The 12369-nt window shown below is 62.9% G+C and carries 11 protein-coding genes; 7 read left to right on the top strand and 4 right to left on the bottom strand.

Going from position 1 to position 12369, the window contains the following annotated elements:
- The coding region (locus N4G42_RS07055; RefSeq protein WP_260666683.1) for an IS5 family transposase at positions 1-890 on the top strand (890 nt) is incomplete at its 5' end.
- 25 nt (positions 891-915) lie between these two features.
- Entirely contained in the window at positions 916-1137 is a 222-nt protein-coding gene (locus N4G42_RS07050) for a hypothetical protein (protein WP_260666682.1), read from the top strand.
- Positions 1138-1533: 396 nt separating this feature from the next.
- Here the strand turns inward: N4G42_RS07050 and N4G42_RS07045 are convergent, their stop codons facing one another.
- Both N4G42_RS07045 and N4G42_RS07040 read right to left on the bottom strand, forming a co-directional pair.
- Positions 1534-2097 (bottom strand): HNH endonuclease, encoded by a 564-nt coding sequence (locus tag N4G42_RS07045; RefSeq protein WP_260666681.1) that lies wholly within the window; start codon positions 2095-2097, stop codon positions 1534-1536.
- Complete coding sequence (locus N4G42_RS07040; protein WP_260666680.1) at positions 2094-2648, bottom strand: HNH endonuclease; 555 nt, start codon at positions 2646-2648, stop codon at positions 2094-2096. Before N4G42_RS07040 ends, N4G42_RS07045 begins: the two co-directional genes overlap by 4 nt.
- Before the next feature lie 167 nt (positions 2649-2815).
- On the opposite strand from N4G42_RS07040, the gene N4G42_RS07035 reads away from it, so the two are divergent.
- The 4 genes from N4G42_RS07035 to N4G42_RS07020 all read left to right on the top strand — a co-directional run bounded on the left by N4G42_RS07035 (position 2816) and on the right by N4G42_RS07020 (position 9257).
- The gene (locus N4G42_RS07035; protein ID WP_099729593.1) at positions 2816-3868 is read left to right on the top strand and encodes a bifunctional riboflavin kinase/FAD synthetase; all 1053 of its coding nucleotides are present in this window, start codon (positions 2816-2818) and stop codon (positions 3866-3868) included.
- 113 nt (positions 3869-3981) lie between these two features.
- On the top strand, positions 3982-6867 hold the full coding sequence (gene ileS, locus N4G42_RS07030) for an isoleucine--tRNA ligase (RefSeq protein ID WP_260666679.1): 2886 nt from the start codon (positions 3982-3984) through the stop codon (positions 6865-6867).
- Entirely contained in the window at positions 6867-7370 is a 504-nt protein-coding gene (gene lspA / locus N4G42_RS07025) for a signal peptidase II (protein WP_108498127.1), read from the top strand. Before ileS ends, lspA begins: the two co-directional genes overlap by 1 nt.
- 231 nt (positions 7371-7601) lie before the next feature.
- Positions 7602-9257, top strand: a complete 1656-nt coding sequence (locus N4G42_RS07020) for a Na/Pi cotransporter family protein (RefSeq protein WP_015013072.1) — start codon at positions 7602-7604, stop codon at positions 9255-9257.
- 68 nt (positions 9258-9325) lie between these two features.
- Here the strand turns inward: N4G42_RS07020 and N4G42_RS07015 are convergent, their stop codons facing one another.
- Positions 9326-10306 carry a bile acid:sodium symporter family protein gene (locus N4G42_RS07015; RefSeq protein WP_260666678.1) on the bottom strand — a complete coding sequence of 327 codons (981 nt, stop codon included), beginning with the start codon at positions 10304-10306 and terminating at the stop codon, positions 9326-9328.
- Positions 10307-10437: 131 nt separating this feature from the next.
- On the opposite strand from N4G42_RS07015, the gene N4G42_RS07010 reads away from it, so the two are divergent.
- A complete protein-coding gene (locus N4G42_RS07010) occupies positions 10438-11355 on the top strand; it encodes a LysR family transcriptional regulator (protein ID WP_260666677.1) in 918 nt (305 codons plus the stop codon).
- Between the two features lie 68 nt (positions 11356-11423).
- Here the strand turns inward: N4G42_RS07010 and N4G42_RS07005 are convergent.
- On the bottom strand, positions 11424-12369 hold a 946-nt coding region (locus N4G42_RS07005), incomplete at its 5' end, for a flagellin (RefSeq protein WP_260666676.1).

Here is a 12369-nt window from a genome sequence, read left to right as displayed (position 1 = left end):
CCATCGCCCATCCCACCGACAGCCGATTGCTAGACAAGAGCCGCCAGCACCTGGTCAAGGCAGCCGAGGACAACGGGCTGCGGTTGCGCCAGAACTACAACCGTGTGGCCCCACGGCTTGCCGCGCAGATCGGGCGCTACGCGCATGCCAAGCAGTTCAAACGCATGAAGAAAGCGGCGAGGACACTGCGCACTCGGGTTGGCCGGGTACACCGCGAGGTGCAGCGCCAACTGCACATGCTGCCCGAGGTGGCCAAGGCCAAAGTCCAGGACCTGCTCAACCGCACGGGCCGTATCCTGACCCAGCGCACCAAAGACAAGAACAAACTGTACGCACTGCACGCGCCCGAGGTGGAGTGCATCTCCAAGGGCAAGGCCAGGACACCGTATGAGTTTGGCGTGAAGGTCAGCATCGCCACCACGCTCAGGGAAGGGCTGGTGGTGGGCATGAGGAGCATGCCGGGCAATCCGTATGACGGCCACACGCTGGCCGAGACACTGGAGCAGGTGGGCATCCTCACCGGCATGGACAAGCCGCCGACCACGGCCATCGTGGACAAGGGCTACCGTGGCGTGAAGGTTGAGGGCGTGCGCATTCTGATGTCAGGCCAAAAGCGTGGCATCACCCGAACGCTCAAGGCCATGATCAAAAGGCATAGCGCCATCGAGCCGGCTATCGGGCACATGAAGATGGACGGGCGGCTTGCCCGCAATCCGCTCAAGGGCGCGCTGGGCGATGCGCTGCATGCGGTGATGTGCGGGGCTGGGCACAACCTGCGCCTGATTCTGGCCGCGCTGCGGCTTTTATGCGCCCGATTCGGGCTGTCGATGCAGGCGCTCATCGCGGCACTGCTGATCGCTCCCGGTGACCGCCGGTCTGTCTGGGGCTGAGAACGGTATTGTTCAGGACGGACTAATGACCGCTGAAGAATTGATGAACGTAGTCCAGACTTATCGGTACAGCGATGCCGTGTACGTGATCGTGGACTCACTGCCAATGCCATTTCAAGAGAGCTTCGTAGCTTTTCTCCGCGGATCGGCGGTGCCTGTGGGCGATGGCCTCAATCGTTATGCGTTCACTTCCGATTTCGAGCGTTGGCTGGAGACCTGTCCTTTGGTGCAGAGAGCGCAGCCATGATTCGTGCATTGCGACCGACAGTTATGTTCACCGTGCTGACATAGGCCAGGTCGGCCGCGCCTCTGTGTGAGCGTCACAGCGCGTGCGATACCACGGTTCGGGTATCAGCGTGCCAGGTGCGCCACACACCTCGCAGATATGCATCGACAACTTCTCGACGTACGCAACCATCGCCTCATCAGCCGGGTCGAGAGGTAAGAACCGCAGGCTGAGGCGGCCCCACTTCTCTCGCGTGAGAAGCGCACGCGCCTGAACGCCCCCAGAGTCCGCACGAGCCTGCAATTGCGCCAACAGCACTTCGAGCAGTGCAACCCAGCCAGGCCCTCCACAAGGATGGCAATGCGTGTATATCAAGGGATATTTGGCTTTGAAGTCTGCCAGACTCATAGCACAGCCTCACTGAATCGTAATTCTTGAGTGCTTCGGTATTAGTGATTTAAGCAACTCCATTTGATCGCCAAGTATTCTCCTATTCTCCAAAAGCAAGCCTTCTTGGTGATTCGGCTCATAGGGTAGATAGAGCAACTCCCAACCAATTTCCTCTAACAGCTTTGCGCCCTTTCTGGCATTGCAGACCGGACAGCTTGCACACACATTGAGCCAACAATCTTTCCCGCCACGCGAGAGGGGAACTATATGATCTCTAGTGAGCCATTTCGCTTGTATCGTGCCACAGTAAGCACACATAAATCGATCCCTACGAAAAAGCGCGTTATTTGAGAGCGGTATGGTATTTCGACGGTTATGCGCTTTACTACGCCCCGTCATAACCAAAATACTTTTTAACGTGATTTTTGAGCAGAGACCAGTTGCATTATTGCTGCCCCCGGTGAAAGTGAACTCATGATCGCCAAATCCATATGCGACTTTTCCCAAAACCTCATGCGTGACCGCGTCCTGCCACGTGAGCCAGCGCGACGGGAAACCAGTCGAATCTAAGGCTAAGAAAAGTGGGCTCATACGTTCCGCTCCACTAGACCAGCACAGCTACCTTGGGTCATCGGAGGCCAAACGAACTGGTGAGACAAACTAGTAAGTGCTACTAGTTTCTTGCCCTTCGGAAAACCTCGTGGCTTCCAGGGCGACTTTCGCTTGCATGAACGAAGTGGTGAACAATTTGGTAAGGATAACGGGCAGGCCGTGACCACGTTCATCCAGTGGTCCTGGCCGTTGCGGGCGAAGGGCACGATGTGTTCGCGCGTCAGGTCTTCTTCGTGAAAGTGCCCGCCGCAGTAGGCACACACATTGCGGTCGCGGGCAAAGAGCTTGCTGTTTGTCAGGCTGGGCTTGAGCTCGAACGGATTGATGCTGGGCACGCCCTTGGTGCCGATGATGCTGTTGATGGCGATCACCGATTGCTCACCCGAGATGGCGTTGTGCCCGCCCCGGAACCGGGCAATCTGGGCACCAGACTCCCAGCGCACTTCCCCGGCGGCGTAATGAATGACCGCCTGCTCCAGCGAAATCCACGATTGGGGCAGCCCTTGGGCTGACAGCTTCAAGACCTTCAAAACACGCCTCCTGGAACACAAAGTACACAAGGATCGGAACGCAGATGTCTCGCGGGCAGCCCTGCGCGGGGCCAGCCGTGGGTCACAATATACTCCGTTTTCATGACAAATTGGCGTCCTGCGCTTATTGCGCTTGCACAGACCGCTATCAAAAAGATAACAAACCGATGAAGATCTTTCGCGGATTCCACCACCCTGGCATCGCTGACGCCTGCGCGCTGACCATCGGTAATTTCGATGGCGTACACCGAGGTCACCAGGCCATGTTGGCCCTGTTGAACAGCGAGGCCGCACACCGGGGGGTGGAGAGCTGTGTGCTCACTTTCGAGCCCCACCCACGCGACTACTTTGCCGGTGCACACCACAAGCCGGAACTCGCACCAGCCCGGATCGGCACCCTGCGAGACAAGCTCACCGAGCTGGCACGCTGCGGTGTGCAGCAGACTGTGGTGCTACCGTTTGACGCGCGACTGGCCGCACAGTCACCCGAGGCCTTCATCGACGAGGTGTTGGTGCGCGGCCTGGGCGCCCGCTACGTGCTGGTGGGCGACGATTTCCGCTTTGGCCGCCAGCGAGCGGGCGACTACGCCATGCTGGACGCGGCCGGGCAAGCCAAGGGCTTCGACGTAGCACGCATGAACAGCTACGAGGTGCACGGCCTGCGCGTGTCCAGTTCCGCCGTGCGCCAGGCACTGGCGGCGGGCGACATGGAGGCGGCGGCACGCCTGCTCGGGAGGCCCTACACCATCAGCGGCCATGTGGTGCATGGCCGCAAGCTGGGGCGCGAACTGGGCGCTACGGCAGAAGGCGCGGGCGACGGTTTTCGCACCCTCAACCTGCGGTTTGCGCACTGGAAGCCTGCCGCCAGCGGCATCTTTGCCGTACTGGTGCATGGTCTCGCTGGCGAGCCCTTGCCGGGTGTGGCCAACCTGGGCGTGCGCCCCTCCCTGGACCCCAATGACGTGAACGGCGGCCGCGTGCTGCTGGAAACCCATTGCCTGCACTGGCCTGCCGAACTGGGTGCCGAAGGGGCGTACGGTAAAATCGTGCGCGTGGAACTACTGCACAAACTGCACGACGAACTGAAGTACGACAGTCTGGACGCCCTGACGACGGGTATCGCGAAAGACTGTGCGGATGCGCGCGCCTACTTTGCATCGGCCCACGCCGCTCCCAACCACACCGAGACCCGGCGCCAGACCACGCGCGACCGAATTTAGGGGGCTGCCTGCGCAGCGCCTGCCCTGCAGGCACTACACCTCCCGCGTTTCGCCCCCTGTTTCCCCGCATTGCTCCGGGCCTGCCCCGGAATGCCCCGTTTTAAGGCTCCCTCATGTCCGACAACGCCAGTACCCCCGCATCCACCGCCACGGACTTCCGCAGCACGCTGAACCTGCCCGACACCCCCTTCCCCATGCGCGGCGACCTGCCCAAGCGCGAGCCGGGCTGGGTGAAGGACTGGGAAGACCAGGGCGTCTACAAGCGCCTGCGCGACGCTCGCCGGGGCGCACCCAAGTTCATCCTGCACGACGGCCCGCCCTACGCCAACGGCCAGATCCACATGGGCCACGCGGTCAACAAGATCCTGAAGGACATGATCACCAAGGCGCGCCAGCTGGAAGGCTTTGACGCCCTGTACGTACCTGGCTGGGACTGCCACGGCCTGCCGATCGAAAACGCCATCGAGAAGAAACACGGCCGCAACCTGAGCCGCGACGACATGCAGGCCAAGAGCCGCGCGTTTGCCACCGAGCAAATCGCGCAGCAGATGGTGGACTTCAAGCGCCTGGGCGTGCTGGGCGAATGGGACAACCCCTATAAGACCATGAACCCCGCCAACGAGGCAGGCGAAATCCGCGCCTTCAAGCGCGTGATGGAGCGCGGCTTTGTGTACCGGGGCCTCAAGCCCGTGTACTGGTGCTTTGACTGCGGCTCGTCGCTGGCCGAGTTCGAGATCGAATACCAGGACAAGAAGAGCACCACGCTGGATGTGGCCTTCAAGTCGCACGACCCCGCCAAGCTGGCGGCCGCCTTTGGCTTGGCCGCGCTGACCAAGGACGCGTTCGTCGTCATCTGGACCACCACCGCCTGGACCATCCCTGCCAACCAGGCGCTGAACCTGAACCCCGAGATCAGCTACGCGCTGGTGGACACGGGCGAGCGCATCCTGCTCGTGGCAGAGCCGCTGGTGGCGTCGTGCCTGGAGCGTTACGGCCTCACGGGCAGCGTACTGGCTACCACCCTGGGCAAGAACCTGGGCGGCCTGGCATTTGAACACCCGCTGTACGATGTGAAGAGCGAGGACGGAACCCAGGGTTACAAGCGCCTTTCGCCCGTGTACCTGGCCGACTACGCCACTGCCGACGACGGTACGGGTATCGTGCACTCCTCGCCCGCCTACGGTCTGGAAGACTTCAACTCCTGCCGCGCGCATGGCATGGCGCTGGACGAGATCCTGAACCCGGTGCAGGGCAACGGCACCTACGCGGCCGACTTCCCGCTGTTTGGCGGCCAGCACATCTGGAAGGCCGTGCCCGTCATCATCGAGGCACTGCGCAACGCAGGCCGCCTGATGACCACCAAGGACATCACGCACAGCTACCCGCACTGCTGGCGCCACAAGACGCCCGTGATCTACCGCGCAGCGGCCCAGTGGTTCATCCGCATGGACGAAGGCGAAGGCGTGTTCACTAAAGCAGGCATGAAGCCCGCCAAGACGCTGCGCCAGATCGCGCTCGATGCCATTGAGCACACCAGCTTCTACCCCGAGAACGGCAAGGCCCGCCTGCACGACATGATCGCCGGGCGGCCGGACTGGTGCATCTCGCGCCAGCGCAGCTGGGGCGTGCCGATCCCGTTCTTTTTGCACAAGGATTCGGGCGAACTGCACCCGCGCACCATGGAGATCATGGACCAGGCTGCCGACATCGTCGAAAAGGGTGGCATCGAGGCCTGGAGCCGCGTGACGACCGAAGAGATCCTGGGCGCCGAAGACGCGCCACATTACACCAAGAGCACCGACATCCTGGAAGTGTGGTTCGACTCCGGGTCCACCTTCAGCCATGTGCTGCGCGGCACGCACCCCGAGGTGCACCATGACACCGGCCCTGAGGCCGACCTGTACCTCGAAGGCCATGACCAGCACCGCGGCTGGTTCCACAGCTCGCTGCTGCTGGCATCCGCGCTGGAAGGCCGCGCGCCGTATCGCGGCCTGCTGACCCACGGCTTCACTGTGGACAGCCAGGGCCGCAAGATGAGCAAGTCGCTGGGCAACGGTATCGACCCGCAGGAGATCAACAAGAAGCTGGGCGCCGAGATCATCCGCCTGTGGGTGGCCGCCAGCGACTACTCGGGCGACATCGCAGGCGACGAGAAGATCCTGGCTCGCGTGGTGGACGCCTACCGCCGCATCCGCAACACACTGCGCTTCCTGCTGGCCAACGTGAGCGACTTCGACCCGGCCAAGGATGCCGTGCCGTTTGACCAGATGCTGGAGATCGACCGCTACGCGCTCACGCGCGCGTCCGAGTTCCAGGCCGAGGTGCTGGCCCACTACAAGGTGTATGAGTTCCACCCCGTGGTCGCCAAGCTGCAGCTGTACTGCTCGGAAGACCTGGGCGGTTTTTACCTCGACGTACTCAAGGACCGCCTGTACACCACGGCGCCCAAGAGCCTGGCCCGCCGCAGTGCCCAGACCGCGCTCTACAACATCACGCACGCCATGCTGCGCTGGATGGCGCCGTTCCTGTCGTTCACGGCCGAAGAGGCGTGGAAGGTGTTTGGCAGCTCCGACTCCATCTTCCTGGAGACCTACGGCAACGTGGCGGGCGTGGGTGCCGGTGCCGACGAAGGCCTGTTGGCCAAGTGGGCGCGCATCCGCGAGATCCGCGATGCGGTCAACAAGGAGATCGAAGCACTGCGCGCCGCCGGTCAGGTCGGCTCGTCGCTGCAGGCCACCGTCACCCTCACGGCTGCACCGGAGGACCATGCACTGCTGGCCAGCCTGGGCGATGACCTCAAGTTCGTCTTCATCACCTCCGCTATTGAATTGGTAGCTGATAGCGCTTTGCAGATCAGCGTCAAGCCCAGCTCCGACGCGAAGTGCGAGCGCTGCTGGCACTACCGCAGTGATGTGGGCAGCGATGCCGCCCATCCCACCATCTGCGGCCGCTGCACCAGCAACCTCCACGGCGACGGCGAAAGCCGGGCGCACGCGTGATGGCGCGCACAGCACAGGCCGGACGCACCGGCGCGGGCATGTGGCCATGGCTGGCATGGGCGGTGTTGCTGATGGGCGCCGACCAGATCACCAAGACGCTGATCCTCAACCACTACCAGCTGGGCGACTCCACGTTCATCACCAGCTTCTTCAACATCGTGCGCGCGCACAACACCGGCGCAGCGTTCTCGTTCCTGTCGGACGCTGGCGGCTGGCAGCGCTGGCTGTTCACCGGCATCGGCGTGGCGGCCACGATCTTCATCGTGTGGCAGCTGCGCGCGCACCCGGGCCAGAAGCTGTTCAGCTTTGCGCTGTCCAGCATCCTCGGCGGAGCGGTGGGTAACGTGGTGGACCGGCTCATGCACGGCTATGTGGTGGACTTCTTGCAGTTCCACTACGCGGGCTGGTACTTCCCATCGTTCAATCTGGCGGACTCGGCCATCACGGTGGGTGCGGCCTGCCTGATCCTGGACGAGCTGCTGCGGGTGCGGCGCGAGCGTTGAGGCCACGCTGGCTTTGTTCCCCCTGAACGGCCCGCTGCATGCGGGCCGTGCTGTTTGTGCGCAGCAACGCACCCAGCGCCGACATGGGCATCTGCTCCAGCGCTATGGAATCAGGAGTATGCTTATGTGTCAGTTTTATGACAGCCCGGTGTGCGCGGTTCTTGCATTGGCCCCTGGGTCTGGTCATCGCAGGGTTTGCGCCCATCACAAGAAGAAGAAACAACGGTTTTCATGAAGCATCTCCTCAATCTCCTGGCAGCCGTAGCGCTGCTGATCTGGGGCACCCACCTGGTGCGCACCGGCATCCTGCGTGTGTTCGGCGCGAACCTGCGTCAGCTCATTGCGCACAGCGTCAGCAGCCGCTTCACCGCTGTGCTCTCCGGCATTGGCGTGACGGCGGTGGTGCAGTCCAGCACGGCCACCGCGCTCATCGTGTCGTCCTTTGTGGGCCAGGGCCTGGTGGGCCTGCCTGCGGCGCTGGCCGTGATGCTGGGCGCCGACGTAGGCACCAGCGTGATGGCCGTGGTGTTCTCCATGGATCTGTCGTGGCTGTCGCCCCTGTTCATCTTTGTGGGCGTGGTGCTGTTCATCTCGCGCAAGGACACCGCCGTGGGCCGCGTGGGCCGGGTGCTGATCGGCCTGGGGCTAATGCTGCTGGCGTTGCGCCTCATCACCGAATCGACCACGGTGCTCACCCAGTCGCCCACCGTGCGCACCCTGCTGGGCGCGCTCACCAGCGATCTGCTGCTGGAGATTTTTACCGGCGCCATTCTGGCCATCGTGGCGTACTCCAGCCTCGCCACCGTATTGCTCACAGCGGCGCTGGCGGGCTCGGGCGGTATTCCGGCGGACGTGGCGCTGGGTCTGGTGCTAGGCGCCAACCTGGGCAGCGGTGTGCTGGCGGTGTTGACCACCATGAAGTCCAACGTGCAGACACGCCAGGTGCCCCTGGGCAACCTGTTCTTCAAGATCATTGGCGTGCTCATCATGACGCCGCTCACCGGCCTGTGGCTGCAGCATGTACGGCCCTACGTGCCCGAAACCGCCGCCCTGGTGGTGCTGTTCCACCTGGCCTTCAATATCGTGGTGGGCATCGTCTGCATTGGCCTGACAGGTACGGTGGCGCGGGCTGTGCAGCGCCTGCTGCCGGTTGAAAAGGCGCAGGCTGCCGCAGGCACCCGTCCCCAGCATCTGGACCCCTCCGCCCTGGCCACACCATCGCTCGCCATCTCGTGCGCGGCGCGCGAAGCCCTGCATCAGGCCGACGTGGTCGAATCAATGCTGCTGGGCTTGCACAAGGTGATCCGCACGGACGACCTGCAGTTGGCAGAAGACCTGCGCAAGCTCGATGACGAGGTGGACGGCCTGTACTCGGCCATCAAGTACTACATGACCAAGATCTCGCGCGAGGCCCTGGACGAACGCGAGGGCCGCCGCTGGGCCGACATCATCAGCTTCACCATCAACATGGAGCAGATCGGCGACATCATCGAACGGGTGCTGATCGACATCGAGGACAAGAAGATCAAGAAGGGCCGCCAGTTCTCCGAGGCGGGCATGGAAGAGATCAACGAGCTGCACGCCCGCCTGATCGACAACCTGCGGCTGGCGATGAGCGTGTTCTTGAACGGCAGCGTGCGCGACGCACAAAAGCTGCTCGAAGAAAAAGCGCGCTTTCGCGACCTGGAACACGCCTATTCGGCTACCCACCTGGCACGCCTGTCGGACAACACGGTGCAGAGCATCGAGACCAGTTCACTGCACATCGACCTGATCAGCGAGCTCAAGCGCATCAACTCGCTGCTGTGCTCGGTGGCCTACCCCATTCTGGAATCGGCCGGCGCCCTGGCGCCGAGCCGCCTGCGCACGCTCAACGAACAAAGTTGAAGCCTTTTGGGCTGTAGGCGCATATTCCCTATGCGCTTTCAGCTACATAAAAGATAGCAAACCAGCGTCTACGCACTGCGCCGCGCATAGCGCTGCGCCAACACCGCACACACCATCAGCTGCATCTGGTGGAACACCATGATGGGCAGCACGATGGCGCCCACCGCGTGCGACGCAAACAGCACCTTGGCCATGGGCACACCGCTGGCCAGGCTCTTCTTGGAGCCGCAGAACACCAGGGTGATTTCGTCCTCCTTGGAGAACCCCATGCGCCGCGCAACCCAGGTGGTGGTCACCAGCGCCAGGGTCAGCAGCACGGCGCACACCACTACCAGGCCCAGCAGCGCAGACGCTGGCAGCTGCCGCCACAGCCCCTCGACCACCGCAGCGCTGAAGGCGGTGAACACCACCAGCAGGATGGAGCCCTGGTCCACCAGCTTCAGCGCTGCCGCCCGGCGCTGCACAAAACCCCCAATCCACGGACGCAGCAGGTGGCCCGCCACAAAGGGCACCAGCAGCTGCAAGGTGATGCGGCCGATGTTGGCCAGCGTGTCATGCTGCGCAGCGCCTGCCTGCTGCTGCGCCTCGGGCAGCAACAGCCCCACCAGCAGCGGTGTGATCACAATGCCCAGCAGGGTCGATGCCGACGCGCTGCAGATGGCCGCCGGCATGTTGCCGCGCGCCATGGCCGTGAACGCAATGGCCGACTGCACCGTAGCTGGCAGCACGCACAGGTACAGGATGCCGGTGTAAAGCCCGGGCGTGACCAGCGGCAGCAGCAACGGCCGCAGCGCCCAACCCAGCAGCGGGAACAGCACAAACGTGGTGCCCACGACCACCAGGTGCAGCCGCCAGTGCGAGAGCCCCGCCACGATGGCATCCCGCGAGAGCTTGGCCCCGTGCAAGAAGAACAGCAGTGCCACCGCAGCCACGGTGATCCCCTCCAGCGCCTGGGCAGCCACGCCCGATGCAGGCAACACGCTGGCGAGGGTGACGGTGCCCAGCAGGGCCAGGGTGAAGTTGTCAGGGAGAAAACGGGAACGGGCCATGGGTGACAGCGCAGCGGCAGCGCAAAAAATGCAAAAGGATATGGGGCACACAAACCCCAAAGACACGCATTGGACCGCAGCCTGATTCCAAAGAGAAATGGATTTCTCTGATGGATTTATGATTCGAGTGCATGAATATCACCCTGCGCCAGCTGTACGTGTTTCAGTCGGTGGCCGCCACCCACAACTTCAGCCGCACCGGCGATGCGGTGGGACTGACCCAACCGGCCGTGAGCCGCTGCATCACCGAGCTGGAAGCCCAGCTGGGCCTGAAGCTGCTCAACCGCACCACGCGCGAAGTGACGCTGACCGATGCGGGCCAGCGCATGTCGGCACGCCTGCCGCGTGTACTGGAGGAGCTGGAGAACACGCTGCTGGACGTGCGGGAACTGGCCACCGAGCGGCGCGGCCGCGTGCGTGTGGCCAGCAGCCCCACACTGTCGGCCAACCTCATGCCCGACTGCATCGCCGACTGCCAGCGCACCCTGCCTGGGCTGGAGTTGGTGCTGCTGGACCGCATCCAGAGCGCAGTGCTGGCCAGCGTGCTGTCGGGCGAGGTGGACTTTGGCGTGGTCATCGACCCCAGCGAGCGCGAGGCGCTGCACTGCGAGACCATCCTCACCGAACCCTTCTGCCTGGCCTGCCCGCCCGACCACCGGCTGGCGGGCAAACGCAAGGTGCGCTGGACCGACCTGCAGGACGAAGCGCTGGTGCTGCTGGATCACGAATCCGGCAGCCGCCGCCTGATCGATCGCGCACTGGCCGAGCACGGGGTGGCCTGCACGGTGGCTCAGGAGGTGGGCCACCCCACCACCATCTTCCGCATGCTGGACGCAGGCCTGGGCATTTCGGTGATCCCAACTCTGGCGCTCCCGCCAGAAGGCCTGACACGGCTGGCGGTGCGCCCCCTGGTGCCGCGCGTGGACCGGGAGATCATGCTGGTGCACCGGAGGCACCGCGCGCTCTCGCCCGTGGCGCAGTCGGCCTGGGACCTGGTGAAAACGGTGGCGGTGCAGCGGTTAGCCGGCAAAGGCCACACCGCGAAGTGACTACGCTGCGCGCTTGATCGGCACTGCGCACCGCATGCACCACGGCGAAGAAGCGGGTCGATGGAGCACTACCTAAGAAGCGCCAGAACCCCCTGGGGCAACTGGTTGGCTTGTGCAACCATGGCAGTCCCCGCCTGCTGTAGGATCTGCGCGCGCGAAAGGTTGGCAGTCTCGGCTGCAAAATCGGCGTCTTGAATGCGGCTGCGCGACGCTGAAAGGTTTTCCGAAGTCACCTGCAAGTTGGCTATCGAGGTCTCGAATCGCGACTGCAGAGCGCCCAGCTTCGCGCGCTCACCATTGATGAAAGCCAGAGCGGAATCCACCGTCTTGAGTGCATCGGTAGCTTTGCGGAAGGTGGTGATATCCAAATCGGAGACTCTATCCAGTGTGGACGACTTGGCTATGTTGCTGAAGTTCGACGTGTCTGGCACCACAGAGAATGCCTTTTCGGAGTCAAGTATCACCTCACCGCTGGCCACGACACTGTCCGCAGTGTTGTCTGCCGCCAAGGTTGCCCATGCCCCATAGCTCTTCGAGAGCGTCACGTCACCTGCGTTAGATATCGCTGATGTGTCCGCTACGAGGATGTCATTACCAGACGCATTGGTGAGCAAAATGAGGGCGCCGTTGTTTTGCAACTCGGCGGTAATCCCCGTCTTGGAAGACTGATCGTTGATCGCAGCGACAGCCGCTGACAGTCCATCGGCAGTTGCAGCGGCGGACAAGGTGAACGAAATGGTTTGCGCCGTGCTGTTATCCGATTGAAGCTGCAATGAGTATGCGCCCGATGCCGCAAAGGTCACAAACATTTCAGTGCGAGCCGAGGCGCTAACCCCGGTGTCTCCCTTTACGGCATTGATCTTGTCGGCAACTGCGGAAGCTGTGGCATTGGACGCGATGTCGATATTCTTGCTTCCCACAAAGCCATTCACGGCAAGCGTTCCCGCAGTGACGCCGTTGGAGCCAAATGATGATGAGACAACCGGGGGAGTCTCAACCCATATCTTGTTATTT

It is taken from the genome of Acidovorax sp. K2F (assembly GCF_025246485.1).
GTDB lineage: Bacteria > Pseudomonadota > Gammaproteobacteria > Burkholderiales > Burkholderiaceae_C > Acidovorax > Acidovorax delafieldii.
The sequence above is the reverse complement of the archived record's forward strand: the minus strand, read 5'-3'. Positions and strand labels throughout refer to the sequence as shown.

Coding starts and splice junctions, on each gene's coding strand:
- N4G42_RS07050 (WP_260666682.1), top strand. CDS start 916: ATGACCGCTGAAGAATTGATGAACGTAGTCCAGACTTATCGGTACAGC.
- N4G42_RS07045 (WP_260666681.1), bottom strand. CDS start 2,097: ATGAGCCCACTTTTCTTAGCCTTAGATTCGACTGGTTTCCCGTCGCGC.
- N4G42_RS07035 (WP_099729593.1), top strand. CDS start 2,816: ATGAAGATCTTTCGCGGATTCCACCACCCTGGCATCGCTGACGCCTGC.
- ileS (WP_260666679.1), top strand. CDS start 3,982: ATGTCCGACAACGCCAGTACCCCCGCATCCACCGCCACGGACTTCCGC.
- lspA (WP_108498127.1), top strand. CDS start 6,867: ATGGCGCGCACAGCACAGGCCGGACGCACCGGCGCGGGCATGTGGCCA.
- N4G42_RS07020 (WP_015013072.1), top strand. CDS start 7,602: ATGAAGCATCTCCTCAATCTCCTGGCAGCCGTAGCGCTGCTGATCTGG.
- N4G42_RS07015 (WP_260666678.1), bottom strand. CDS start 10,306: ATGGCCCGTTCCCGTTTTCTCCCTGACAACTTCACCCTGGCCCTGCTG.
- N4G42_RS07010 (WP_260666677.1), top strand. CDS start 10,438: ATGAATATCACCCTGCGCCAGCTGTACGTGTTTCAGTCGGTGGCCGCC.